Annotated in this window: 22 protein-coding genes; 8 read left to right on the top strand and 14 right to left on the bottom strand. The window is 44.0% G+C overall.

All coding sequences use genetic code 11. From position 1 onward, the window contains the following. Positions 1–8: 8 nt before the first annotated feature. From VB073_RS16000 to dgt, 3 genes are all read right to left on the bottom strand, one after another. A complete protein-coding gene (locus VB073_RS16000; RefSeq protein ID WP_323405192.1) occupies positions 9–563 on the bottom strand; it encodes a GYF domain-containing protein in 555 nt (184 codons plus the stop codon). Positions 564–575: 12 nt separating this feature from the next. Further along, entirely contained in the window at positions 576–926 is a 351-nt protein-coding gene (locus tag VB073_RS15995; RefSeq protein WP_323405191.1) for a hypothetical protein, read from the bottom strand. Positions 927–1,194: 268 nt separating this feature from the next. Next, complete coding sequence (dgt, locus tag VB073_RS15990; RefSeq protein ID WP_323405190.1) at positions 1,195–2,523, bottom strand: dGTP triphosphohydrolase; 1,329 nt, start codon at positions 2,521–2,523, stop codon at positions 1,195–1,197. A gap of 224 nt (positions 2,524–2,747) precedes the next feature. Between dgt and VB073_RS15985 the strand changes: the two genes are divergently transcribed. The 6 genes from VB073_RS15985 to VB073_RS15960 all read left to right on the top strand — a co-directional run bounded on the left by VB073_RS15985 (position 2,748) and on the right by VB073_RS15960 (position 11,383). Continuing rightward, positions 2,748–4,676, top strand: coding sequence for an amidophosphoribosyltransferase (locus tag VB073_RS15985; protein WP_323405189.1), 1,929 nt, complete (start codon positions 2,748–2,750; stop codon positions 4,674–4,676). Next, a complete protein-coding gene (locus VB073_RS15980) occupies positions 4,673–5,656 on the top strand; it encodes a PhoH family protein (protein ID WP_323405188.1) in 984 nt (327 codons plus the stop codon). The genes VB073_RS15985 and VB073_RS15980 overlap by 4 nt, the downstream gene beginning before the upstream one ends. A gap of 153 nt (positions 5,657–5,809) precedes the next feature. Further along, positions 5,810–6,754, top strand: coding sequence for a phosphoribosylaminoimidazolesuccinocarboxamide synthase (locus tag VB073_RS15975; protein WP_323405187.1), 945 nt, complete (start codon positions 5,810–5,812; stop codon positions 6,752–6,754). Positions 6,755–6,781: 27 nt separating this feature from the next. After that, positions 6,782–7,528, top strand: coding sequence for a bifunctional demethylmenaquinone methyltransferase/2-methoxy-6-polyprenyl-1,4-benzoquinol methylase UbiE (ubiE, locus tag VB073_RS15970; RefSeq protein ID WP_323405186.1), 747 nt, complete (start codon positions 6,782–6,784; stop codon positions 7,526–7,528). A gap of 101 nt (positions 7,529–7,629) precedes the next feature. Further along, a complete protein-coding gene (aroE, locus tag VB073_RS15965; protein WP_323405185.1) occupies positions 7,630–8,382 on the top strand; it encodes a shikimate dehydrogenase in 753 nt (250 codons plus the stop codon). Positions 8,383–8,893: 511 nt separating this feature from the next. Continuing rightward, positions 8,894–11,383 (top strand): hybrid sensor histidine kinase/response regulator, encoded by a 2,490-nt coding sequence (locus tag VB073_RS15960; RefSeq protein WP_323405184.1) that lies wholly within the window; start codon positions 8,894–8,896, stop codon positions 11,381–11,383. 2 nt (positions 11,384–11,385) lie between these two features. On the opposite strand, the gene VB073_RS15955 is transcribed toward VB073_RS15960, so the two are convergent. From VB073_RS15955 to VB073_RS15940, 4 genes are all read right to left on the bottom strand, one after another. Beyond that, positions 11,386–11,955 (bottom strand): T9SS type A sorting domain-containing protein, encoded by a 570-nt coding sequence (locus VB073_RS15955; protein WP_323405183.1) that lies wholly within the window; start codon positions 11,953–11,955, stop codon positions 11,386–11,388. 134 nt (positions 11,956–12,089) lie between these two features. Next, entirely contained in the window at positions 12,090–12,449 is a 360-nt protein-coding gene (locus VB073_RS15950; RefSeq protein ID WP_323405182.1) for a hypothetical protein, read from the bottom strand. Positions 12,450–12,461: 12 nt separating this feature from the next. After that, positions 12,462–13,004, bottom strand: a complete 543-nt coding sequence (locus VB073_RS15945; RefSeq protein ID WP_323405181.1) for a hypothetical protein — start codon at positions 13,002–13,004, stop codon at positions 12,462–12,464. 337 nt (positions 13,005–13,341) lie between these two features. Beyond that, positions 13,342–14,703 (bottom strand): sigma-54 dependent transcriptional regulator, encoded by a 1,362-nt coding sequence (locus VB073_RS15940; protein WP_323405180.1) that lies wholly within the window; start codon positions 14,701–14,703, stop codon positions 13,342–13,344. An 80-nt stretch (positions 14,704–14,783) separates the two neighbouring features. Here VB073_RS15940 and VB073_RS15935 point away from each other — a divergent pair, with 80 nt between their 5' ends. Next, the gene (locus tag VB073_RS15935) at positions 14,784–15,956 is read left to right on the top strand and encodes a Xaa-Pro peptidase family protein (protein ID WP_323405179.1); all 1,173 of its coding nucleotides are present in this window, start codon (positions 14,784–14,786) and stop codon (positions 15,954–15,956) included. A gap of 91 nt (positions 15,957–16,047) precedes the next feature. On the opposite strand, the gene VB073_RS15930 is transcribed toward VB073_RS15935, so the two are convergent. The 7 genes from VB073_RS15930 to VB073_RS15900 all read right to left on the bottom strand — a co-directional run bounded on the left by VB073_RS15930 (position 16,048) and on the right by VB073_RS15900 (position 24,761). Continuing rightward, positions 16,048–19,386, bottom strand: a complete 3,339-nt coding sequence (locus VB073_RS15930) for a T9SS type A sorting domain-containing protein (protein ID WP_323405178.1) — start codon at positions 19,384–19,386, stop codon at positions 16,048–16,050. 12 nt (positions 19,387–19,398) lie between these two features. After that, on the bottom strand, positions 19,399–19,908 hold the full coding sequence (locus VB073_RS15925) for a hypothetical protein (RefSeq protein WP_323405177.1): 510 nt from the start codon (positions 19,906–19,908) through the stop codon (positions 19,399–19,401). A gap of 12 nt (positions 19,909–19,920) precedes the next feature. Then, on the bottom strand, positions 19,921–20,463 hold the full coding sequence (locus VB073_RS15920; protein WP_323405176.1) for a hypothetical protein: 543 nt from the start codon (positions 20,461–20,463) through the stop codon (positions 19,921–19,923). 12 nt (positions 20,464–20,475) lie between these two features. Then, positions 20,476–20,979: a hypothetical protein gene (locus tag VB073_RS15915; protein WP_323405175.1), complete on the bottom strand. Its 504-nt coding sequence runs from the start codon at positions 20,977–20,979 to the stop codon at positions 20,476–20,478. Between the two features lie 157 nt (positions 20,980–21,136). Further along, entirely contained in the window at positions 21,137–21,733 is a 597-nt protein-coding gene (locus VB073_RS15910; RefSeq protein ID WP_323405174.1) for a hypothetical protein, read from the bottom strand. A gap of 12 nt (positions 21,734–21,745) precedes the next feature. After that, positions 21,746–22,234: a hypothetical protein gene (locus VB073_RS15905; protein ID WP_323405173.1), complete on the bottom strand. Its 489-nt coding sequence runs from the start codon at positions 22,232–22,234 to the stop codon at positions 21,746–21,748. Positions 22,235–22,481: 247 nt separating this feature from the next. Then, a complete protein-coding gene (locus VB073_RS15900; protein ID WP_323405172.1) occupies positions 22,482–24,761 on the bottom strand; it encodes a GH92 family glycosyl hydrolase in 2,280 nt (759 codons plus the stop codon). A gap of 279 nt (positions 24,762–25,040) precedes the next feature. Between VB073_RS15900 and VB073_RS15895 the strand changes: the two genes are divergently transcribed. Beyond that, the gene (locus VB073_RS15895; protein ID WP_323405171.1) at positions 25,041–26,195 is read left to right on the top strand and encodes an ATP-binding protein; all 1,155 of its coding nucleotides are present in this window, start codon (positions 25,041–25,043) and stop codon (positions 26,193–26,195) included. The last annotated feature ends 63 nt before the right edge of the window (positions 26,196–26,258 follow it).

Here is a 26,258-nt window from a genome sequence, read left to right as displayed (position 1 = left end):
TTTTGAGATTAAGTATTCAGAATATTATTAAGAGGTGACAAATCCGCAACAAACCAAAAAAGCAACACCACGGTAATTACCATAAGTATCACCCAACCGATAGCGATCCACAGGGCTATCTTGGTCCATTTCGCAGCGGATCGTGAAGATTCCAGCGAAGCGGCATAATCACCCCTGTTATAAAAAGACTCCACTTGCGCTGCATATACGATACCGATAATTCCAAGGAGATTCAGTATGCTGCTACAAAAGATGAACGGAAGGATAGTCACCAGGATCGACTCAACCAGCCAGGTCTTGGGCATTGGCTGTATCACCTGCGATCCGGCGGTTTGCCTGTACTGATCGTACCGTGCAGAGGGCTGTGCCTCCACTAATTCGGGATCCCTATAGGTATCGGCAAACAGAAAGCGAAGTTCATCGGTCTCTTCAGCCCGTCTCCACTGTTCCATACCTTGTGTCCAGACAAGCGTATCACGTTTTATCCGCTCACGCCTCAATTCTTCGGGCGAAAAAGTCCCTTTTTGCTTTCCTTCTGCGTCGATGTAAAAATAACGATTCATATTTCTCCTTTTTTACTGGTAATCTTCCGGTGTGATCTTCAATGAACGGATAATCACTCCTTTTTCGTTTCTGTAAATATACTCAAGAGGTATTTTGTTTTCCTTAAATATGCGAAGATCAGCCTCCAATGAGTGTTTTTTTACTATTTCTTCTTTTAATGATATAAAAACACCTTCAAGAAGGGAGTCCGGATTAGCAGTATTTAATACCGTATAATGATATTGAAATACATTTTCGGATGCAACAACTGCCTTGTCAAACCGAATATATTGATTGAACATCAACGGTGCCGACTCGTTGTAGCTGGCCGCCATTTTTTCAAGTTTCTTATTGAGCGATTTCTCATTTGAAGTACATTGCATAAGAAACAATGAAAAGAAGAGAATAAAAATTATTTTCCGCATACCTTAATTTACCACAAAAGTAAAAAATATTAGGATTGAACTAAAATATAAAGTGTTAAAAGCATTCGGCAGAATGTCTCTCGACATTCTGCCAAACATGTTAACCTTAAATCTAATACTATTATGAAAAAACCACGTTGCAAATATAAAAAAATAAATTAAATATCCAACAACATTTTCAATAAAAAATATAAAAAAAATTATTTTTACCAAATAGTAAGCAGAATCAGACAACAGGTATACCTATTCCTGTTATTTTGCGATATAAATCAAGCGCATAGACATCCGTCATACCTGATATGTAATCGATCACCGATTGAATTTTTCCATACAAAGAGGCAGAGTCTGTTTCATACTGTTCCGGGATCCGGTCGAGAAGCAACTTCGAATAGGTATGACCGGGATTCCGGATAGCATCTGTAAATACCTCCAATAAATAACCGATGATCCTATAGCCGGCCAGTTCAATATCGAGTACATCTTTTGAACGGTAAATATGTTGCTGGGCAAATTCCGCACATCGACTGTAAGCTCCTGCTACAAATGGAGAGATATTTTTAATGAGTGTGCCGGAGAACTTTCCGGCGAGGATCTGCTCCTCATTGGAGAGAAAGAGCGCCGAACATTCATTGACTAACAGCCCTATCACCCCGGAACGCAGATAGGCAATCTGCTCGTTGATATCCGTCACGTACGATAAAGTGGCGATACGTCGTTGTTTATCCTTCCCTTCGAAAAAACCAAGTAACAATTCTACCGCTTTTTCGGTGGATAGCAGGCGTAGTTTGTGTGCATCCTCAATATCCATCACCTGATAACAGATATCATCCGCCGCCTCTACAAGATAGACTAAAGGGTAACGTACAAATTTCAACGGATCTTCATTTCGTTTGATTATACCGAGATCTTCCGCAATTTGCCTGTAATCGTCCTCCTCTGATGCAAAAAAACCGAATTTATTTTTTCCTCCACTCAACTCAGAAGAATAGGGATATTTCACAATAGAAGCCAATGTGGAATAGGTTATCGCAAAACCACCCTTCCGCCTTCCCCTGAACTGATGCATCAGCAGCCGTATGGCATTTGCATTTCCTTCAAAACAGGTAAAATCGCTCCAGCGGCCACCCTCCTGCTCCAATTCATTCCTAAGGCAAGATCCTTTCCCTTCCGAAAAGAAGGTGGAGATCGCTTTCTCCCCGGAATGGCCAAAAGGAGGATTTCCCATATCATGCGCCAGGCATGCAGCCGCAACAATAGACCCGATCTCCTCGAAATGAGCCGCCGAATCCGAATATCGTCTCCGAAGTTCACGTCCAATATTCTCACCCATCGACCTCCCCACACTGGCAACCTCCAAACTGTGCGTCAGCCGGTTATGCACAAAAATACTTCCCGGTAAGGGAAATACTTGTGTCTTGTTTTGCAAACGACGGAAAGGAGAGGAAAAGATCAACCTGTCGTAATCGCGCTGATACTCCGTCCGTTCATGTTTTTTCGCATCTTCATAATGCTCCATCCCAAATCTTTTCGCCGACAATAAACGTTCCCAGTTCATACGATTATTTTATTGAATTCTCGCAAATAGACTCACCGCAACAGGTACAACTAAAGCAGAGGTTTTGCGAAATTTGAATAATTATATATATATGGACAAAGATAATACCAACTCTTCGAAAAACCGGTCCGTTGACATTTTTTTGATAAGATTATCCTCCCGATACCCGCCAAATTTCCACAAATAAGAGTAAATTTGTGCCTTAATTATAGAAAGGTTTATCAATGACTGATATTATCAAGCACGAATGCGGAATTGCAGTAATCCGCCTCCTCAAACCCCTCGATTATTATTACAATAAGTATGGGACGTGGCAATACGGACTCGACAAAATGTACCTGCTGATGGAAAAGCAGCATAACCGTGGACAGGAAGGTGCGGGACTGGGAGCCGTCAAGCTCGAAGCGTCACCTGGCAACGAGTTCATTTTCAGGGAACGCGCGCTGGGCTCAAGTGCCATATCGGAGATATTCTCCAATGTGCATGCATCGCTCCAACGATTCACCAAGGAACAACTCAGTGATGTGGAGTTTGTAAAAAAAACGGTTCCTTTTGCCGCGGAACTCTTTATCGGGCATCTGCGCTACAGCACTACCGGCAAGAGCGGGCTCAGCTATGTACATCCACTGCTGCGCCGCAATAATTGGGCATCGAGAAGCCTCGCCCTGGCAGGGAATTTCAACATGACTAATGTGGACGAAATGTTCCAGCAACTGCTTCAGGAAGGACAGCATCCGCGCGATTATGCCGACACTTTCGTTATGCTTGAATCGCTTGGACATTATCTGGATCGTGAGGTTCAATACCAATATGATCATCTGAAAAAAGAGAACATGAACGGTCAGGAGATCAGCCACCAGATCGGAGAAAAGCTCGATATACCCTTTCTGTTGAAAAGGGCATCCTCTATTTGGGACGGCGGCTATGCCCTCTGTGGGTTAATTGGCTGTGGCGACGCTTTTGTGCTGCGTGATCCTTGGGGTATCCGCTCGGCGTTTTATTACCACGACGATGAAATAGCGGTGGTTGCGTCGGAACGTCCAGTTATACAGACGGCATTCAACCTGAAGAAGGATGATGTCCATGAACTTAATCCGGGAGAAGCACTCATCGTGAAGCGCAACGGCTCTATCAATCTGCATCAGATACAGGAGGAGAAGAAAAAGATCACCCCCTGCTCCTTCGAGAGGATCTATTTCTCCCGGGGATCCGACTATGACATCTACCGGGAACGGAAGAAACTGGGAGAATTGCTGGTTCCTAAAATCATGGAAGCAGTGGATGATGATTTCGATAATACGGTCTTCTCATTTATTCCCAATACGGCCGAGGTCGCTTATTTCGGCATGCTCCAGGGATTAGAAAATCATTTCAATCACAAAAAAGCATTAACTATCCTCGAAAAAGGGAACTCACTCAGCAAGGAAGAGGTCGATACAATACTCTCCAAGCGGGTCCGTTCGGAGAAAGTGGCGATCAAGGATATCAAACTGCGTACTTTCATCGCACAGGGGAATACCCGAAACGACCTTGCGGCACACGTCTATGATGTGACCTATGGTTCGTTGAGAAGAGGTATTGATAGCCTGGTGATTATCGACGACAGTATCGTACGGGGCACCACACTACGGCAGAGCATCATCAAGATATTGGACAGGCTCGATCCAAAAAAGATCATCATCGTATCTTCTTCACCCCAGATACGCTATCCCGACTGCTATGGTATAGACATGTCGAGAATGAGCGAATTCATCGCTTTTAAAGCAGCTATTGAATTGCTGAAAGAGCGTGGCATGCAGCATGTGATCGACGAGACATACAAGAAATCGGTGGCCCAACGTCATTTGAAGAAAGAGCATATCGTGAACTATGTAAAGGATATCTATGCACCCTTTACCGATGAAGAAATCTCCGAGAAGATAGCGCACATGCTCACATCCAAAGAGATAAAAGCAGAAGTAAAAATCGTTTTCCAAAGTATCGAGGACCTCCACAAAGCATGTCCCAATAATGGGGGCGACTGGTATTTCTCGGGCGACTACCCTACCCCTGGCGGAAACAGGCTTGTAAACAACGCGTTCATCAATTATATTGAAGGTCAAGAGAACAAAACGCAGCAATATTCGTTAAACTTCTCAAAGAACGGAGAATGATTGAGCGCATCATTATCATAGAGAACGTAGACCCGGTTGTCTTTTTTGGAATCAACAACAGCAACATCCAGTTGATCAAGACACTATATCCCAAACTACGAATTGTAGCAAGGGGAAATGTGATCAAAGTGATCGGCGAAGAGGAAGAGCTTACGGGCTTTGAAGAAAAGATCCGTGAAATGGAAAAATTCAGCAACGAGATGAACGTGCTGAAGGAGGAGGATATTCTGGACATGGTGAAGGGGAAGGCACCTGCCATGGTGAATGTGGATAATCTTATCATTCACGGACTGAACGGGAAACCCATTCTGGCCCGTACTGCCAATCAGAAACGATTGGTAGAAGCGTTCGACGAAAATGATATGGTGTTCGCCATAGGCCCAGCAGGTTCCGGGAAGACCTATACCGCCATTGCACTGGCGGTAAGGGCACTCAAATCAAAGAAGGTCCGGAAGATCATCCTGAGTCGCCCTGCCGTGGAAGCAGGTGAAAAACTGGGCTTCCTGCCCGGAGATATGAAGGAGAAGATAGATCCCTATCTACAACCGCTCTACGATGCACTGGAAGATATGATCCCGCCAATAAAACTGAAGGAGTATATCGAAAACAAGATCATTCAGATCGCACCGCTCGCATTTATGCGGGGACGCACCCTGAACGACGCCGTCATCATTCTCGATGAAGCGCAGAATACCACCAAGCCGCAGATAAAGATGTTCCTGACACGCCTGGGGTTAAACGGTAAAATGATCATCACCGGCGATATCACCCAGATCGACCTGCCCCACTCTCAACAGTCGGGCCTTATCCATTCGATGCAGGTACTGAGAAATATCAAAGGTATTGCGACGGTTGAATTCAACAAGAAAGATATTGTACGGCATAAGCTCGTACAGAGGATAGTGGAAGCGTATGAGACAAGTGAGAAGTGGGAAGGTGGGAAAGCAGGAAAGTGGGAAGGTTCTCAGAGCCAAGAGTGAAGAACTAAAAATTAAAAACTAAAAGTGAAGAGTGAAGAGTGAAAAATTAATAGTGAAACAATTAAACAATTAAACGCTTCAAAAGACTTCTTCACTTCTCAGTTCCCAGTTCTAAGTTCTATTAAATCAATAAATCATCAAATCAATTAAGATATGAACGCATTGACAAGAACAGATTATAATTTCCCCGGACAGACAAAAGTATACCACGGGAAAGTACGCGATGTGTATAGCATTGGGGAAGACACATTGGTAATGATCGCCACCGACCGTATTTCGGCATTCGACGTGGTACTGCCCAAAGGCATTCCATATAAAGGACAGGTATTGAATCAGATAGCCGCTAAATTTCTGGATGCTACCGCCGATATCGTGCCTAACTGGAAAACAGCCTCTCCCGATCCAATGGTGACGGTAGGACATCAATGTGAACCATATAAGGTGGAGATGGTGATTCGTGGTTATATCACCGGCAGCGCATGGCGTGAGTACAAGAAGGGAGCACGTACACTTTGCGGCCTTCCCCTGGCAGAAGGGTTGCGTGAAAACCAGAAGTTCGAGACACCCCTGATCACCCCTACCACGAAAGCCGATGAGGGACATGATGAAAATATATCGAAAGAGGAGATCATTGCACAGGGACTGGTAAGCAGGGAAGAATATGAACAGCTGGAAAAATACACTTACGCTCTGTTCAAACGAGGTACAGAGATGGCAGCAGAAAAAGGGCTAATCCTGGTGGATACCAAATATGAGTTTGGCAAGAAAGACGGAAAAATTTACCTGATTGATGAAATCCACACACCCGACTCGTCCCGTTACTTTTATAGCGAGGGCTATCAGGAACGTTTCGAGAAAGGCGAGGAGCAACGGCAACTCTCTAAAGAATTTGTACGCAAATGGCTAATGGACAACGGATTTCAGGGACAAGCCGGACAACAGGTTCCCGAAATGACCGACGAATACTGCCTGAGTGTATCGGAACGGTATATCGAACTGTACGAAAAGATTGTGGGAGAGAAGTTTGTGAAGGCCGATACGGATAATCTGGAATCCCGTATTGAGAAAAATATCAATGAATATTTACAATCCCGATAATAGTTGAATTTCAACCCCAATAAAAGAATGGCCTACAAAGTAGAAAAGGTAAATCCTTATAATCCCGATCAACCGAAGAAGGACCAGGTGAGACGCATGTTCGATAAGATCGCTCCCAGCTACGACAGGATGAACGGTGCGATGTCACTCGGGATTGATAACTATTGGCGGTACGATGCGCTAAAAGTGCTGAGAAAATATCCTCACAAGGAGTTATTGGATATCGCTACCGGCACAGGCGACTTCGCTATTCTGGCACAGAAGATACTTCAACCGGAAAAGATCATTGCCGTAGATATTTCCGAAGGAATGATGAATATCGGAAAAGAAAAGGTAAAGGCAAAAGGATTACAGCATATCATCAACTTCGAAGTAGAGGACTGCGCCAACCTCACCTTTGCCGATAACAGTTTTGATGCGGCGACCGTCGCTTTCGGTGTTCGTAATTTCGAAGAAATCGACAGAAGCTTCCGGGAAGTACTCCGCGTGTTGAGGCCGGGTGGTGTATTTCTTTTTCTCGAACTCACCACGCCGCAGGAAACACCGATCAAACAACTGTATACCACTTATACCCAATATGTCATGCCGGTACTCTCGGGCATTTTGGCAACAGAACAACGGGCATACAGTTATCTGCCTGAATCCATCGCTGCTTTTCCTCAGGGAAGGGAGATGATGCTGATATTAAAAAAGAACGGATTCACCAATATCCGGCTGAGAAGATACACCCTCGGCATTGCCACGTTGTATATCGCGGAGAAACCGGTGAATTGATTGTGTTCGGCTTCGCCTATACATTGTTATTCGGCTTCGCCGTTATTCGTTCGCTCTACTCACGAATCACAACTGAACAACAATCGAACAACTACTGAACAATGCTTACATACGGTCTGATTGGTTTTCCCCTGAAACACTCTTTCTCGGCGAAGTTCTTCACTGAGAAGTTTTACCGTGAAGGGATTGATGCGGAATACCTCAATTTCGAGATTGGAGATATTCAGGAGATCCGTCATATCCTCCTGCTCAATCAACAATTGAAAGGATTAAATGTCACCATTCCCTATAAGGAACAGATAATCCCCTTTCTGAGTGAAATCTCTCCCGAAACCCGGAAGATCGGTGCCGTAAACGTGATCAAAATAGAGAGAAGGCCCGGAGACATGTATTATCACAAACTTATCGGGCACAATACCGATTACATAGGATTTAAGCAATCTCTTCAACCTTTGATTGACCCGGCATCTCACCGTAAAGCGCTGATACTGGGTACCGGCGGAGCATCGAAAGCAGTCGCACAGGCGCTGACAGATATGCAGATAGAATGGCGATATGTATCCCGTACCCCGGAAAATGAGAGATTTACTTATAACGACCTCTCCCCTGCCGTTATATCTGAATTTACAGTTATCATAAACGCTTCGCCAGTAGGCACTTTTCCCCAAACAGAGGATTGTCCCGACATACCTTATACCCATCTCACACCCCGCCACTTGCTTTACGATCTGGTGTATAACCCCGAAGAGACATTGTTCCTGCAAAAAGGGAAGAGACAAGGTGCCACGGTTAAAAACGGCAGGGAGATGCTTGAACTCCAGGCACTGGCTGCATGGGATATATGGAATGAATAAAAAAATAACCGCCCCCTTACTTATCTCAGTAAAGGGGCGATCGGGTCCTTTGCCATTGTGTTTTGAAGAATACGTTAACTTAAGAAATATATAGAGGTGCGATAGTGTAGTTTGTCATTTACAATGACGCTGGAATCATTTATATCAAAATAGAATCGTCTTGATAGACTTGATTATCTTTTTCATCACGATAAATTTTAAAAAAATAAAAACCGCATTAATTTTTACTCCTTTTATTTTTATGATTACTCATTGATATTTATTATATATCAAATTGGATACCAAACCAATACCTGCATACATCCAAAGAGACTAAACATCTGATAATAGGAAACTTAATCCTATATTATAAATATTACACCGGAGATTCACATTGTGGAAATATCGTGGAAAGTGTGGAAAAATTCCACAACAGGAAATATACAATTCCACATTTTCCTCAGCGACCACGTCTACACTGAAATATACACGATTAAAATTTATCATGTATATTTACAAAAATATTGGATGAATGGCGAAAAAAAAATCACCGGAACAAAAGGTCAGGGTAAAAATAGGATTGATATTCCTCGTGGTCCTTCTCTATTTTGCCGGACTATTCCTTTATTCTTATTCACTTAAAGAGAATATGGACATCCAGAAAGCTGAGATGGACAATTCATACCGGATCCTGTCGGAAAGCAATCAATTGATTGTCTCCATACAACAGGCACAGGATGTGTTGAACATGTACCTGGCATCACCGCGGAAAGCACTTCAACAGCAATACGACTCCATCACTACCGATATATCGCAGCAAATAATTACCATAAATAGTATGAAACCGGAGAATGAGCTGAACATACTATTACAGGATATCGACTCCTTGCTACAGGAGAAAAACAAGATTATACGGAGGCTGACGGGGCTCTTCAGGTCACAGAATCCGCTGACGCAACTCGACCAGAAAATCAACCGTTATGATGAGATCATCGTCGATTCAATAATAGTAACCACCAATATCGATACGACACGGGTAATAGAGAAGCAGAAAAAGGGATTCTGGAATCGTCTGAGAAATGTGTTTGATCCCCAGCACGCACCGGATAGCACCATCAACATCACACGTACCGAACAGGAATCAAGATCAAGTTCACGTGTAGACACAACAATGGTTGCCGGTCTGAAAAGCATCACGGAAGAAGCGTCCAAAACCTACTCTTCGCGCATACAGGGGATCGAGCGGGAGGTCCGCGAGCTTATGTATGCCGAACAGAACATTTCACTGCGCATCTCCCAACTCACCAATGAGTTCTATAATGAAACTATCCGGATTGCCTGGAGTGGGACAGAAAATAGTGAAGAGCTTACCCGGAGAATTTTCAGGTTCGCGATCGAGATCGGCGCGCTCTCTATCTTCTTTATCCTTATCATTATTATCTTCATTATCAATGATCTCAATAAAGGCCAGAAAGCACGTGCCGACCTGGTAAAAGAGAAGCAACTCACGGAAGAACTGATTGAAAGCCGCCATAAACTGCTGTTATCGGTGTCGCACGATGTCAAGACGCCCCTCAGTTCGATAATGGGATACATGGAGATGTGGGATTCGGAGGAGACCGATGAAGACAAGAAACGGCAATTACAGTCCGCGAGGAATTCGGGAAAACATATCTTGACAATGCTGACCAACCTGCTTGAATTCTCACGCCTCCAACAAAAGTCGGCCAGGTTGCATAATAGCCAGTTCAACCTTATCGAGTTGATGAAGGATATTATCCGCATGTTTGAACCGCTGACGGAAGAAAAAGCGCTGAGCCTGGAGTTCGAAAACCAGGCCTCTTCCCCGCTATATGTGGAAACAGATCATACGCTCCTGAAACAGATACTCACCAATGTTGTCTCCAACGCCGTAAAGTACACACGTGAGGGCGGGGTCACCATCGGGCTGCAATATGAGGATCGCTTAATTTTCACTGTGACCGATAGCGGCATAGGCATGGATGCAGATGAGCTTCCGGAGATATTCAAGCCTTTCTCCCGCATGCAAAACCCGTTGAAAGCCGAAGGAAGCGGCTTCGGGATGTATGTCACGAAAGGGCTGGTGGATCTGTTAAATGGAGAGATAAAGGTGATTTCAGAGAAAGGAAAGGGAACCTGCGTTACCGTCACCATACCGGCCCTGCAGATATCCGAAGAAAGTATATTGAGGGGAAATGAAGACAGAGCCTCCCGGCAGGATAATGACGCTTTGCAGGAAGGAACACAATTTCAGAAAATACTCCTCTTTGAAGACGACCTTTCACTGGGAAATATGATCAGGGAATATCTTATCCGTCACGGCTATAAAGTAAAGCTATGCAATGAAGCCCGGGATGTGAACGGATTCCTGAGAGTCCTCTCCCTTTTCGATATCGTATTTACCGATATGCAAATGAGGGAAATCACGGGGATCGATATTCTGCGTGAGATCCGGAAAAAAGATTCTCAAACTCCCGTATGGTTAATGACAGCCCACGACGATTATAATAGGGAAAGGGCTCTTTCGGAAGGATTTTCCGGCCTGGTCAAAAAACCTATCCGGATGAGCGAACTGATTGAAATTGTTTCGGGGGAATATTATACCAAAAAGGAGGAAAAGGATCCGGGTGAAAAAGAGAAAAAAGGATCCGATGAAAACATCTATAAGGATAAGTTCCCGCAACTTGTCTCCTTGTTTGGTGATGACACGGAAACCATCAGGGATATCCTCTCGGGGTTCGTGCAAACCGCACACCAGGACACCACTCTTTTACAGGCGCTTATAGACGATGGCGCATTCGAAGAGGCACAAAAACTCTGCCACAGGATATACCCTTTCCTTTGTCAGCTCGATGCGGCACACTTATGCACCTCCCTTCGGAAAATGGATAACTTGAGGGGAAAAGATGAAACAGCCTATCCCGACTGGAAAGAGGAACTCTCGGAAAATATCGGGGAGTTACGGATATTTTCCGAGATGATCAGTAAAGAGATGCTGTAGTCTTATCTCTTGATCATTTTCTTGGTGTAAGTCTGTCCATCTTTTATCACCCGTATAAAATAGATACCCGCAGGCAGTCCGCTTACCGGAACCTGATATTTAGGCTGGTCGGTTTTATAGGTTTTCAACAGGGAAGCACTGTTCCATAACTGTATTTCATACATTCCCGATATCTGAGCCAAGGTCATATTCTGCGGAACTGAGGTACTATCTTCCGGTTGTTTCACTTTCAACTCTACACTCACCACATCGGTTGTAGGGTTGGGGCTAATAATTAGATCAAAAATAGGGAATCCCGGTAGTTCAATGGGGCCTCCTCCACCACCTCCACAGGTTGTTATCGTAAGATTAATGAACATTTCCTCACTTAATCCGCAATCATTACGTGATCTTATCTTAAACGCACCACCTCCAATTTTCAATGGATTGATTTGTAAATAATTTTCACTTTGCACAATTTGGAAATTTTCGGGACTCACAGTCTTTGTCACTTCCCACGAACTGTAATCGGATGAATTGTCCGGATTCATCATCATCAGGTGAACAGAGGTAGTTCCCTGTCCAAGACACATCTCCTCCTTCGATGATCACTTCTTTAGGGCCGGCAGCAAACAAATCAAGTGTCTCATACGGATTTTACCTGTAATTTCGACAATCTGCTCGTTGATCGGCTTGACTCCACGGCATCTTCCTTGAACCGGTTATATCAGTAATACATAATACCCACAGGAATAGCTCCTCCTGAAGAATAGCCCTCAATTCGCTGAGAAAGTTCATCCGGGGTAATCAGGGATATGTTATTATTAAATTTAGCACTGTAGACCCCCGCATATAGCATTGTAAAGATATAGAGATCCACAAAATTACTGTCAGCAGGAATACTATCATAATATTCCAAAGGGATAGGTTGCACACCATAGTTTCCCAATATACCCGTAACGACATTTCCTCGATTCACTTTTTCAAAGACATAATTCATCCGGTTTGTAATTTCCTCTTCCACTGTCTGCGCAAAAAGCAGTGTGGAGAAAACAACAAAAGCACAAAACAGTACAATTTTTTTCATGATTTCTACTTTTTACGGGTTATTTAAACTGCTAAAATCTCCATCCATGTACATGTCAAAACGGCCTTCGGTAATGCGGATAACATTTTCCGCATTTTTCTCACAAGGGAGTTCAAGAGCAAAACGGCCACTGACAACACGTCCTTTGGTGTCAAGCCTTGTAATATATACCGTGCCTATATCTTCTTTTGAGAATCGTTCACACTCGGGTTTTAAATTAAACCAGGCTCTCACAGTGGCCTTGTTCTCCCCGATTTGAGGATTGGTTATAAAGAAAACCATCGTTCCGGCCCTTCCTTCCGCATGAAGATGTAACAATCCTGAATCTGGACCATCTATAGCATAAATAGCAATCAGCGACTCTTCTTGAAATATGCCGCGCGGTAATCTACTCGTAGCCCATAATTCACCATCCACCAGGCAGCCAATGGTGTTGGCGCCTTGCTGTGTCTCAGGGGGTAGTTCTGTCCACACTTTCTCTTTTTCTTTCTCACAGGATGTAGCATAAAATAATCCCATGCATAATATGAATATTGCAAATTGAACTGGTTTCATAATTTTTCATTTTTAGTTTCTAAGTTACAATTAAGGGCTTCTTTCCTGCCTATAAAGCCAATTAACAAACCTCATATTAAATTTACACAAAGACAGGAACATATCAATTATCTAAATAAATAGCAAAAAAAACCATTGTTTAAATACGATCTCTTTTGTACTGCTTGCAAACAGCATTTACAAGCAGGAACTGCAATATGGTGAAACATCCGTTGTCATAGTATTGGTATTTTCCGCTAAAATTAAGAAAAAATTCTACTAATCCGAAGAGTAAATATTAAAAATCAATAAACCATATCAATAAAGAAAGACAATTTCCAAACATTATTTTAAAGAATTATAACCCAATGCTATACTGATGGAGTTTATTATAAAGCGTTTTCCGGTCGATTTGCAGCAGGATGGCAGCTTTTGTTTTATTCCCCTTCGCCTGTGCAAGTGCCCTAAGGATCTTCTCTTTCTCTTCTTCCGGTTCCACGGAAAGAGAGACGTCTACTTTCGGTTGTAATTCTTCTTTTTTTGCTGTAAGTATCGGTAAACTGTCGGGGATAATGGCATCTCCCTTCGAGAAAAGTACCGCCCGTCGGATCACATTACGCAATTCTCTCAGGTTCCCGGGCCAGGTATAGCCTTTCAGCACCGCTATCGCTTCGGGAGAGATGGCGTCTACCTCCCTGCCGAGTTCCCGGTTGGCTTCCTCCCTGAAGTGATCGGCATAGGCCGGGATATCTTCCGCACAATCCCGTAGCGACGGAACCTTGATCATAAACTCATTCAGCCGGTGATAGAGATCTTCCCTGAAATTTCCCTTATCGATCGCTTTTTCAAGGTTTTCATTGGTCGCAGTGATGATCCGCACGTCCACACGCTGGTCGGTGGAAGTACCCACCGGCCTCACCTTCTTTTCCTGAAGGGTGCGAAGCAATTGCATCTGCACACCATAAGGCAGGTTCCCCACCTCATCGAGAAATAGTGTACCACCATGTGCCTCCCTGAAAAAACCAGTCTTATCCTCTATCGCAGAGGTAAAAGAGCCTTTCTTGTGACCGAAGAGTTCACTCGGAGCCAATTCAATGGAAAGACTACCGCAATCCACTGCTATAAAGGGGCCGCCGGCACGGTTACTGCGGTTATGGATCAAACGGGCCACATGCTCTTTTCCCGTACCGCTTTCGCCGATGATCATCACCGCCATCTGGGTGGGTGCTACCAGATCAATGTAGGTGTACATCTCATAGGAAGGAGTGCTCTGTCCCTCCACAAACTCCTTATGTTCTCTGTTTGATTTCTTCTCCACCGGTTGTTTTTCTGGCAAAGAGATATTTTCCTGCCGGGCATCAAAAGCAGCTTCTATCTTTTTCTTGAGGATCTCGGGATTGATGGGTTTTTCCAGAAAATCGAACGCTCCCAGCTTGATCGCCGACACCGCCGTCTGGATCTCTCCATAGCCGGTCATAATGATTATAGGTATCGACCGGTGCGTCTCGTTCAACCAGTTCAACAGCATGATACCATCGCCATCAGGCAGACGCAGGTCGGAGAGGACAACCTGATAAGGATCTGTTTGGGAAAGCGCTTCCTGTGCCGCCACCATGCCGGAGCATAAGGTTGCGGAAAAACCGTTCCTTTCGAACCATTTCTGAAGCATGGGTCCAAAGGAACGATCATCCTCTACTATCAGTATTCGCCTGTTCGCCACCTCTCAATTCAGTTATGATGTAAAGATAGTGGTTTTTCAAAAAAATCAGCTAATTTTGATGTCAAAAACTGATATTCTTTATGAACAAGCTCCCCTTGAATGAAGCCGCTTCAAGGCTGAAAAAGGTACAACAGACCATTACTGAGATGCAAGCTGATGCATGTATTATCACCTCATCGGTCAACCAATTCTGGCTCTGCGGATTCATTTTCGACGGTTTTCTCCTTCTCTTCCCGGAAGGAGACCTGGTCCTGTTTGTGAAACGCCCTTCCAACATTGCAGACGAACGGGCAGTACCCATCCGTAAACCGGAACAGATCCCGGGCTTATTACAAGAAAGAGGCTTCTCCTTACCCAAGCGGGTTCTGATCGAAGCCGACCAACTCACGCTCAACGCAGCCACGCGTCTTCAAACGGCACTGGAAATGCCGGAGATGGTAAGTATCTCGGCAGTATTGCGGAAACTGCGGTCCGTGAAATCGGAATATGAACTGGAACAGATGCGTGAAAGTGCCCGGATACACGCCCAGGTATATAAGATAATCCCCTCTTTATACAGCGAGGGGATGACCGACCTGGAATTACAGATTGAGATAGAACGGCAGATGCGCCTGCACGGGTCGATGGGTATCTTCCGTTCCTTCGGTGATAATATGGATATCTTCATGGGCAGCATGCTCGCCGGCGACAATGCCCAGGCACCGTCACCCTACGATTATGCGCTGGGAGGTAAGGGCGTCAGCCCCCTACTGCCGATAGGAGCCAATGGCTCGATACTCAGGCCGGGCACTACGTTGATGGTGGATATGGCAGGAAATTACCGTCCCTGGATGGATGACATGACCCGTACCTTTGCGATAGGACATGCCCCCGACATCGCCTATAAAGCCCATCAGGTATCTATCGACATCAACAATGCCATCACGCAGCAGTTCCGTGCCGGGGCATTCTGTTCGGAACTCTACCTTTTGGCAGAGGAGATGGTGAAAGAGAACGGGTTAGAGCCCTATTTCATGGGTACCACACAACAGGCCAAATTTATCGGCCACGGCGTAGGGTTGGAAATCAACGAGCCTCCGGTGCTAACTCCCCGCTCGAAAGAGGTGCTGGAACCCGGTATAGCATTCGCCCTTGAACCCAAATTCGTGCTTCCAGGTATCGGTGCGGTAGGGATTGAGAATACCTACATCGTTCATGAGAACGGGCTGGAGAAAATAACCCTGTGCGATGAAGCACTGACGGTACTGATATAAAAAGTGCCCCTTGCTTCTTTCAGTAAAGGGGCACCCAATGCAGAATCATTGTCTTTCCACCAGTAGAGATGATCCGTAAAAATATTAAGTCTTACCTCTTAATCAATTTCCGGGTGTAAGTCTTCCCATCTTTGATCACCCGTATAAAATAGATACCCGCAGGCAGTCCGCTTACCGGAACCTGATACTTCTGCTGGTCGGTTTTATACGTCCTCAACAGGGAGGCACTGCTCCATAACTGTATTTCATGCATTCCCGATATCTGTGCCGTAGTCATATTCTGCGGGACAGAGGTACTATCTTCCGGTTGTTTCACTTTCAACTCCACATTCACCACATCGGTTGTCGGGTTGGGATTAATAATTAAATCAAAAATAGGGAATCCGGGCAGTTCAATGGGGCCACCACCCCCACCACATGTTGTTATCGTAAGATTAATAAACATCTCTTCACTTAGGCCACAATCATTGCGTGACCTTATCTTAAATGCACCACCTCCAATTTTCAATGGGTTGACATATAAATAATTTTCACTTTGCACTATTTGGAAGTTCTCGGGATTCACCGTTTTTGTCACTTCCCATGAACTGTAACCGGATGAATTATCAGGATTCATCATCATCAGGTAAAGCGATGTCGTCCCCTGCCCAAGACACATATTAAAACCTACGCTACTTTCCTTGTAAACAGTGCTCCCCTTATGCACCCAGGGACGGCTGGGAGGACCCACATCTACATTCATGTACAGCGAAACATTTTTACTGCCAACCGTAATATTAGCCTTTACGGTCGATTTGCCATTTTTGATCTTTTTGAAAGTTGCGGATACGCCTCCCTGAGGTGAAGTCCGTTCTATTTCAGTATTATTCCTCCACTCTATGGTGGCTCCCATTGGTAATTTCTCTATCGTATAAGTGGTTGGATTACAAATGGTAGAAGCACCGGAGATATAGGGTTGACATACATTTACCGGAAAGACAAGTTGTTCAACAGGCATTCCTCCAAGGGTGATGGTAGCCCTCACCTCGCTGTCTTCAAACCCGGAGTGCCTGAAAACCGCTCTATTTGTTCCTTGTCCGGATATCAACGTGATATTATTATTGCCCGCACTCCACTGAACCGTCGCTCCGGGTATCAAATTGTCGATTATATAGGTAGACTGGCCACATAAGGTAGTTGGCCCGACAATTGTCATTTTCTTTATTTGATTATAGTAATTCCCGTCTAACTGATGATTAAGCCATTCGACGCTCTCTGTGGTAAGAGAAACATGTCCTTGATTGTACGAAGGAATATAATAATTGTCAAAGGGAATTTCACCGGTTTGTACCAGATCACGATTGTTAATCGTAGCATTCCAATTGAATGATGAATTCTTAAATCCAAGGGCGCTCACAGTGGGGATAAAGCTATGGTTCTCCATCATGCTCCAGGTTTGCCTGGTAACTCCTTTTTTTCTTAAGCCCGCCGAGAATTGATCCTTTATGTCAGATTGCACATTGATTGTACCTCCCTGCACTATATCCATGGAGCCTCTTTGATTGACATTTGTGACATTCTGATCCACAGAAAAAAAATCTAAACTCAAAAAACCTGTCGAGGCAACCATACCTTTAAAATAGGTATTTTGAGAACCAGTCGGCGGCATAAACCTGTTTTTAATTTCAACCACTTTTGTATTGAATATGGTTTTATAAGCGTCTAACGATAAAAACTGATCGGAAGGTTGATGGGTAGATATCCCGCCTCCATTGCCATTCACCAAAGCCACCTTTCTCAGTTTGGTGGGCCATCCCTCTGAACCGGCTAATCCATTATTCTTTAATGCAGTATAATAGGTCTGATGATATACAGCAGTACCATTCTGCCCATCTGTAGCAATAGCCGATCCCCATCTACTATCCAATTGTTCTATTAACATTTGTTGAGCAGCTACAGAGTGCAGTTGTTTATTATAGGCATCTTTTGCTGTTTGTTCTCCTCCCGAGTAACCGAAAAAATAGAGATCTTTCTGAATTGCCAGCGGGATATTCGCTCCGAGGTGCGGACTATCAAAACTTAGCCACAAACGGGTATTGTGGTTCATATCGGGTATGCCCTCTGCTTCTTTCTTTTCCATATAGGCCAACGCGTAACGACTTATCTGGCCTCCCATGCTGGGGCCGACCACCACCAGCTTCTCGTTGCTGCCATTGCCTTGCAATTCCGCGTTCAACTCCTGTATAAGTTTCACCAGCAGGAACGCGTTACGCTCGATATAATCGGCTCCTCCGTCGCGGTTTATAAAACCGGGGATTTCAGGAATATTTACGTTAGTCTTATTTGCTTTGCTATTCGTTCCGGTTATTGGGAAATTCAGGATTACCACGTCATATCCTTTCAAGCGCAGTTCGTCTCCCAATTTTACAGAATCAGTGCCATTATAATAACGCAACAACTTGTCATATATTTCATTATATTTTCTATCATCCATCGGATCGAATCCGTCCACTATGACGATTGGCTTCTTCAATATTCTCTCACTTTGGGTTTTATTGCCATTTTTAAAATGATAGTATATATGATAATCGGCATGGCTGATGGTAGCGGTTGTTTCACCATATCCTTTAAAAGGAATGGTGGAAGTGAGCAATCTGTCTTCCGGCTCAATACTGGTGGCCTCTCCACTTCTAAGACGAAATCCAGAAGGAACAACCTCTATCTCCTGATAGGAGATATAACTCCCGTTACCCGTATGCATGGTTATTTTCAAGAGGCTTATACCCAGACCGGTAAAGGTGACTCCCGCCGTACCGCTTGCCGGCAGGTTGACCGTTTGTCCATTGGCTAAATTCTGCACCGAATATCCTGTAACCGTTTCGTTTGTAAGGTTGTCCAACAGGAAAGAGCTGTTGCAGACAAGCTGGTAAGGCGTATTGACAATAACCTTTTCTGTGGACAGCGCCGCCAAATGTACCTCTTTGGTAATATAGGGAGATTCTCCGCCGGCATCTATCAACTGGTTGTTCTCGATAATTATTCTCCCATCCTCCAAAGCGAGACTGTCTACATACCCGAAGCCGAAATTGATGGCGATCAACGGTATCTTGTTCTCGGTTAACGACAGGGCAACCGCATTTTTCAAGGGATCGAACCTGTTGCCCGGTGTCTCCCGGCTGTTTTCCAGATCCCACCACGCTTGTTTGATATGCACAAGATTGGTGGTATCGCCACTATTCCATTGCTGGAGTAAAGCCCAACCCACTACCCGTTCATATAACACCCCATAAGGAATACGGTCCGTGTTGAGCAACTGCATACTCCCTGCAATTGCCCCGGAAAAGGTCTGCCCCGGTTGCAGATTCAATTGAATGGAAGGGGATGTCTGCCCCTGGATTGTTTGTAGGTAAACCACAAACAACAGACTAATGATTAAAATCCTGTTTTTCATTGCTGTAACTGTTTAATTGTTCCTTTTTATATCAAACCGGCCTTCGGTAATTTCATAGGTTCTATCCGGATCATCATCAAATTGAACTTTCATCTGAAAAGTTCCTGCTATTACATCCTTGTCAAAACGGGTTATCTCCACTTTTGAGTCATATCCTTCCATAGGTGATTGTAACTGATATTTTATGCCTTCCCTGTATATGCCCGGCTGATTCTCAATACAATTAAAAGAAATCCCTATTTCACGCCTTTCATGGATTTCATTCTCTGAAATCGAGGTATCAATATTAAACTGTCCATCAATATAGTAGCCTGACACACCGTCAAATCTAATGAAGGCCCACGTATCTCCTCCATACCCACTACATTTATACACCACCCCATTAATTTTACACCCAAAGGTATTCGCTCCCTCTCGTGTGGCCGGGGGTAATTCATTGATGTCATCTTCTTTTGTGCATCCAATTCCGGACAACAAGAACATTACAAGGAGCATACTGATGATTAAAATCCTGTTTTTCATTGCTGTAACTGTTTAATTGTTTCTTTTTATATCAAACCGGCCTTCGGTAATAGTTTCAATATCCTCATAAGTAGTAAAACTAATTCCATCAGGACCATATTTCTTTCCAATAAATTTTATTTTCATCTGAAAAGTACCTGCTATTACGTCCTTGTCAAAACGGGTTATCTCCACTTTTGAGTCATATCCTTCCATGGGTGATTGTAACTGATATTTTATGCCTTCCCTGTATATGCCCGGCTGATTTTCTGTACAATTAAAATAAATTCCGATTGACCGTCTTTCATGGATTTCATTCTCTGAAATCGTGGCATCAATATTAAACTGTCCATCAATATAGTAGCCTGACACACCGTCAAATCTAATGAAGGCCCACGTATCTCCTCTATACCCACTACATTTATACACCACCCCATTAATTTTACACCCAAAGGTATTCGCTCCCTCTTGTGTGGCTGGGGGTAATTCATTGATGTCATCCTCTTTTGTGCATCCAATTCCGGACAACAAGAACATCACAACGAACATACTGATGATTAAAATTCTATTTTTCATTGCTGTAACTGTTTAATTGTTTCTTTTTATATCAAACCGGCCTTCGGTAAATTCAAGGATACCATTCGGGTCATCATCAAATTGAACTTTCATCTGAAAAGTACCTGAGATTACATCCTTATCAAAACGTGTTATTTCTACTTTAGAGTCATAACCTTCTACCGGAGATAGTCTCTGGTATTTTAAGCCCTGTCTATATACACCAGGTTGATTCGCACTACATTCAAAAGTAAAATTAAATTGCCGGCTGTCATGAACTTCATTCTTTGCAATCAATGCATCAACTATAAGCTTTCCATCATGATAATAACCTGACACCCCCTGTATAGAAGGAAGAGCTCCCACCTTCCAATGTGCGCTACATTTATAGACCACTCCATTAAGCTTACACCCAAACGTGTTTGCACCCACTTGTGTGGCAAGAGGTAGATCGTTGATTTCATCCCCTTTGGAACACCCATTTCCAATTATAAAAAACACGGTAAGAAATAAATAATAAAATGTTTTTGTTTTCATTATGCTCATTGTTATTAGGTAAACATATTTCAACTTGTTTGAAAACCACGTTCACAAGCAGGCACAACTGTTTGGCGGAGTATTCGTTGTCATAGTATTGGCATTTTCCGGTAAAATTAAGGATTTTTTCTACAATACAAGAAATTCCCTCTGTAAATCAACAACTATCCGGTCTTATCTTCGTTGTTGTAAGGTTATCCAACAGGAAAGAGCTGTTGCAGACAAGCTGGTAAGGCGTATTGACAATAACCTTTTCTGTGGACAACGCCGCCAAATGCACCTCTTTGGTAATATAGGGAGATTCTCCACCGGCATCTATCAACTGGTTGTTCTCGATAAGTATTCTCCCATCCTCCAAAGCGAGACTGTCTACATACCCGAAGCCGAAATTGATGGCGATCAACGGTATCTTGTTCTCGGTTAACGACACGGTAACCGCATTTTTCAAGGGATCGAACCTGTTGCCCGGTGTCTCCCGGCTGTTTTCCAGATCCCACCACGCTTGTTTGATATGCACAAAATTGGTGGTATCGCCACTATTCCATTGCTGGAGTAAAGCCCAGCCCACTACCCGTTCACATAACACCCCATAAGGGATACGGTCCATGTTGAGCAACTGCAGACTCCCTGCAATTGCCCCGGAAAAGGTCTGCCCCGGTTGCAGATTCAATTGAATGGAAGGGGATGTCTGCCCCTGGATTGTTTGTAGGTAAACCACAAACAACAGACTGATGATTAAAATCCTGTTTTTCATTGCTGTAACTGTTTAATTGTTTCTTTTTATATCAAATCGACCTTCGGTATAATACGTTGTAATAGAATCTCCTCCTACAGATTCAGGTGCATATTTCACCACATTAAATGTTCCCGAAACAACCTCATCGTCAAATCTAGTTATATCAATATACGAATCTGAATTCTTTTTCACATCTGTAATATCTCTATATCTCCCTAATCCTCCATCATACCTAAAAGTGAAATAAACTCTTCCTATCCTAGGGTGTATAAAATCTCCAGAGATATACATTTCCCCATTCTTATAACCTGTCCTTACCCCCTCTCTTAACGTAATCATAGAGTATTTCCATTCTACCAAAGTTTTATATACTTCTCCATTAATTTTACACCCAAAGGTATTCGCTCCCTCTCGTGTGGCCGGGGGTAATTCATTGATGTCATCTTCTTTTGTGCATCCAATTCCGGACAACAAGAACATCACAAGGAACAGACTGATGATTAAAATTCTGTTTTTCATTGTTGTAACTGTTTAATTGTTTTTTTATATCAAATCGGCCTTCGGTAAATTCAAGGACACCATTCGGGATATCATCAATAAGCTTTCCATCATGATAATAGCCTAACATGCCCTATATGAAAGGAAAATCTCCCACCTTCCAATGTGCGCTACACCTATAGAACACTCCATTAAGTTTACCTCCAAAGGTATCCTCTCCGATTTGCGTAATGAGTGGCAATTGGATCTTTAAGAAATAACTGCCATCTTACCTGTTATTTGAAAAGGAATAGGGGAAATCTTCACGCTTTGTACCCCGCTTCTTGTTGGGTTGGACACCCATGTCAAACAGAATCTCACCTCCCTTCATCAGGTCGTCGTGGATAAGGTAGTTTTTTGTGTAGCGTTTACCATTGAAGTTCATTTCTGCAATATAGCGGTTTTTCTTTGCGCTGTTGGTCGATTTGATCTTCAGGGTTTTCCCGTTCTCCAGATCGATCTCCACCGATTTGAAGAGCGGAGAACCGATGATATACTGGTCGCTACCCGGGCAGACAGGATAGAATCCCAGGGCAGAGAAGACATACCATGCGGAAGTCTGCCCGTTATCCTCGTCGCCGCAGTAACCGTCGGGCGCCGAGGAGTAAAGCTTGTCCATAATCTCCCGCAGCCAGTATTGTGCTTTCCACGGCTCTCCCGCGTAGTTATAAAGATAGACCATATGTTGTATCGGCTGGTTACCGTGCGCATACTGCCCCATATCCATCACCTGCATCTCACGCATCTCGTGGATCATGGAGCGGCTCTTCATCCCTTCATATCCCGGAATGATAAAGACCGAGTCGAGCATATTGACAAACTCATGGCGTCCTCCCATCAACTCCATCAGCCCTTGCGGATCGTGGAACACCGACCAGGAGTAATGCCAACTGTTGCCTTCGGTAAAATCACGGCTCCAGTCGGTCGGGTTGAACGAGTCGGAGAACGAACCGTCATCGGCACGGCCTGCCATCAGCTTGTGCTTGGGGTTGTAGAGGTTCTTATAGTTCATTGCCCGCTCACCGTAAATGGCGATCTCCGATTCCGGCTTGCCCAGGGCTTTCCCGAGGCTGTAGATCGTCCAGTCGTTGTAGGCATACTCCAAGGTGCGGGCTACATTCTGACTGATTTTCACGTTATTGGGAATATATCCGTATTGATTGTATTCTGCATGGCCGGTACGACCCGAAGCACCTACGGTGGGATGCACGTTATTGGCTCCATGCTTGAGCGCTTCCCAGAGTGTTTCGATATCATACCCCCTCAACCCTTTGATATAGGCGTCGGCGACTACCGAAGCGGAGTTATTACCCACCATGATATTGCGGTGGCCTGGACTGGCCCACTCGGGAAGGAAACCACTCTCCTTGTAGGCATTCACCAGTCCTTCCTGCATCTTTACGTTTTCGGAGGGATAGATGAAATTAAGGAACGGGAAGAGACATCTGAAAGTATCCCAGAATCCGGTATCGGTAAACATATAACCGGGGAGCACCTCGCCATTGTAAGGGCTATAATGCCAGATATTACCATCTGCATCAATCTCCGAGAGATTTCTCGGGAAGAGCAGCGTACGGTAGAGGTTGGAGTAGAAGGTCCTCAGGTTATCGGTGTTGTCATCTTCTACCCTGATACGTCCCAGTACCTCGTTCCATCGCGCTTCACCCTTTTCGGCAATGGTATCGAACGAGTCTCCACCCAGCTCTTTCAGGTTCAGCATCGCCTGCTCCTCACTGATAAAGGAGGAGGCAACCCTGGCATGCACCTGCTCCTTCCGGTTCGTCTTGAAGCCGATCACCGCCCCGGCATGGTTGCCGGTAAATTCCCTTTCATTCTCTGCGACCACCCCGTCTTTCACTGCAGCGACATAGGTAAACGGTTTATCGAAGACAACCACGAAGTAGTTCCTGAAGTTCTCCGGTACACCACCACTGTTACGGGTAGTGTATCCCACGATCTTTCGCTCTTCAGGAATGATGCGGATAGAAGAGCCTTTATCGAAAGCGTCGGTTACTACATAAGCGCTGTCGCTCCCGGGGAAAGTAAACCGGAACATGGCAGCCCGTTCGGTGGGGGCAATCTCGGTGGTGATATCCCAATCGGCGAGATAAACCCTGTAATAATAGGGTTTCGCAATCTCTGCCTTATGGGAGTACCAACTCGCCCGCTCCTCCTCGTCGAAGACCGGCTTTCCGGTGATGGGCATCAGTGAGAACTGACCGTAATCATTCATCCAGGGACTGGGCTGATGGGTCTGCTTGAATCCCCTGATCTTATCGGAGTGATAGGTGTACATCCAGCCGCTCCCCATCTTGCCGGTCTGTGGCGACCAGAAATTCATACCCCATGGGAGGGCAATGGCAGGATAGGTGTTTCCGGTGGAAAGTTCATATTTGGAATCGGTTCCCACCAGCGGATTGACATAATCCACCGGATTGGGCGATTGGGCACCCACGGCAAGGGTTATCCCCAGAAAAACAATAATATTCGATAATAGTAACTTATGCATATATCTGTAAATTTAGAAGTTATTTAAAGATAGAATAAAACTTATCCCACCGATCTATGCAATAGTCTATGGGGTTACAATATTAAGCATTTTAAACGACAACCACAAAAGGAAGCACCCACTTCGTGAAATTTTAAAGTGTCCGGTTTTATTTGGAGAAAAGTTTCGTTATTTTCAATCTGAGAGGCTTACAACTATATAAATTATCAAGAATATAATTATTCAAATATTGATAATTCAAATTTAAATAATTATCTTTGGGGAAAATTTATATGGAGTATGAAACCTAAACTGCGAAATCCGTTTGTCATCGGGGGGTACGTTTCTTCTGAATATTTCTGTGATCGTAGAATAGAATCGCAAGAACTACTCTCCGCGATACTAAATTCCCGTAATACAGCAATCATTTCACCCCGCCGCATGGGAAAAACAGGGCTCATACAACATTGTTTTCATTCCCCGGAAATAAAAAAAGATTTCTATCCTTTTTTCATAGATATCTATTCAACGGGGAGCCTGAAAGAATTTGTCTTTATACTCGGTAAAGAGATATTCGACTCGTTGAAACCGAAGGGAAGAAAAGTTATTGACCATTTCTTCAACGTGATCTCTTCACTCCGTCCGGCATTCAAACTGGATATGGCTACAGGTTCGCCTATCTTTGACATAGGTGTCGGAGAGATTGCAAAACCGGAGTATTCCCTTGAACAGATTTTCACCTATCTGGAATCGTCTGATAGACCTTGCGTAGTAGCCATCGACGAATTCCAACAGATAGCCAGATATCCGGAAAAAAATATCGAAGCTATCTTACGTACTCATATTCAAAAATGTACCAATACCACATTTATTTTTGCAGGAAGCCGGCACCACATGATGCAGAATATTTTTTTCTCACACTCCAGGCCGTTTTATCAGAGCGTATCTTTAATCAATCTTGGTTCCATCGACTTAAAGGAATACCAGAAGTTTATTCAACGACACATGAAACATGGAGAAAAAGTCATAGGTAACGAACTGGTAGAGCGCATATATAACCTCTTTGAAGGACATACATGGTATATCCAACACATATTCCATCGTCTCTATGCTTCAATGGAAAAGGGTGAAGTATGTACTAGCCGGATAATAGATCATTGTATTGAAAGTACAGTTAATTCATTTGAACCCATGTTTGAGGGTATCCTCTCTCTCCTTCCTGAAAGACAGAAAGAGGTGATCTACGCTATCGCCAAGGAAAGGAAAGCCAGAGAGGTTACCTCATTTAATTTTATCCGTAAGCATGGGTTGAAATCTGCCAGCACAGTACAATCCGCCTTACGACAGTTATTAGAAAAAGAATTTCTAACCAGGGAAAACGATTTCTATCTTATTGACGACAGATTTTTTAGTTTATGGATCGCTGAAAAATTTGGCACCGGATACTCAGTATAAACTCCGCTTTGTAATCATCTTGAACCGACGGAACATTCAACTCAATCACGGCTCTATCTATCG

It is taken from the genome of Proteiniphilum sp. (genome assembly GCF_034927365.1).
Classification (GTDB): Bacteria; Bacteroidota; Bacteroidia; order Bacteroidales; family Dysgonomonadaceae; genus Proteiniphilum.
This window is presented reverse-complemented; position numbering and strand designations above follow the sequence as displayed.

Coding starts and splice junctions, on each gene's coding strand:
- VB073_RS15945 (WP_323405181.1), bottom strand. CDS start 13,004: ATGAAACCAGTTCAATTTGCAATATTCATATTATGCATGGGATTATTT.
- VB073_RS15910 (WP_323405174.1), bottom strand. CDS start 21,733: ATGAAAAACAGGATTTTAATCATCAGTCTGTTGTTTGTGGTTTACCTA.
- VB073_RS15915 (WP_323405175.1), bottom strand. CDS start 20,979: ATGAAAACAAAAACATTTTATTATTTATTTCTTACCGTGTTTTTTATA.
- VB073_RS15975 (WP_323405187.1), top strand. CDS start 5,810: ATGAACGCATTGACAAGAACAGATTATAATTTCCCCGGACAGACAAAA.
- aroE (WP_323405185.1), top strand. CDS start 7,630: ATGCTTACATACGGTCTGATTGGTTTTCCCCTGAAACACTCTTTCTCG.
- VB073_RS15895 (WP_323405171.1), top strand. CDS start 25,041: ATGAAACCTAAACTGCGAAATCCGTTTGTCATCGGGGGGTACGTTTCT.
- VB073_RS15995 (WP_323405191.1), bottom strand. CDS start 926: ATGCAATGTACTTCAAATGAGAAATCGCTCAATAAGAAACTTGAAAAA.
- VB073_RS15920 (WP_323405176.1), bottom strand. CDS start 20,463: ATGAAAAATAGAATTTTAATCATCAGTATGTTCGTTGTGATGTTCTTG.
- VB073_RS15905 (WP_323405173.1), bottom strand. CDS start 22,234: ATGAAAAACAGAATTTTAATCATCAGTCTGTTCCTTGTGATGTTCTTG.
- ubiE (WP_323405186.1), top strand. CDS start 6,782: ATGGCCTACAAAGTAGAAAAGGTAAATCCTTATAATCCCGATCAACCG.
- VB073_RS15955 (WP_323405183.1), bottom strand. CDS start 11,955: ATGTGTCTTGGACAGGGAACTACCTCTGTTCACCTGATGATGATGAAT.
- VB073_RS15950 (WP_323405182.1), bottom strand. CDS start 12,449: ATGAAAAAAATTGTACTGTTTTGTGCTTTTGTTGTTTTCTCCACACTG.
- VB073_RS15960 (WP_323405184.1), top strand. CDS start 8,894: ATGGCGAAAAAAAAATCACCGGAACAAAAGGTCAGGGTAAAAATAGGA.
- VB073_RS15925 (WP_323405177.1), bottom strand. CDS start 19,908: ATGAAAAACAGGATTTTAATCATCAGTATGCTCCTTGTAATGTTCTTG.
- VB073_RS15930 (WP_323405178.1), bottom strand. CDS start 19,386: ATGAAAAACAGGATTTTAATCATTAGTCTGTTGTTTGTGGTTTACCTA.
- VB073_RS15900 (WP_323405172.1), bottom strand. CDS start 24,761: ATGCATAAGTTACTATTATCGAATATTATTGTTTTTCTGGGGATAACC.
- VB073_RS16000 (WP_323405192.1), bottom strand. CDS start 563: ATGAATCGTTATTTTTACATCGACGCAGAAGGAAAGCAAAAAGGGACT.
- dgt (WP_323405190.1), bottom strand. CDS start 2,523: ATGAACTGGGAACGTTTATTGTCGGCGAAAAGATTTGGGATGGAGCAT.
- VB073_RS15935 (WP_323405179.1), top strand. CDS start 14,784: ATGAACAAGCTCCCCTTGAATGAAGCCGCTTCAAGGCTGAAAAAGGTA.
- VB073_RS15985 (WP_323405189.1), top strand. CDS start 2,748: ATGACTGATATTATCAAGCACGAATGCGGAATTGCAGTAATCCGCCTC.
- VB073_RS15980 (WP_323405188.1), top strand. CDS start 4,673: ATGATTGAGCGCATCATTATCATAGAGAACGTAGACCCGGTTGTCTTT.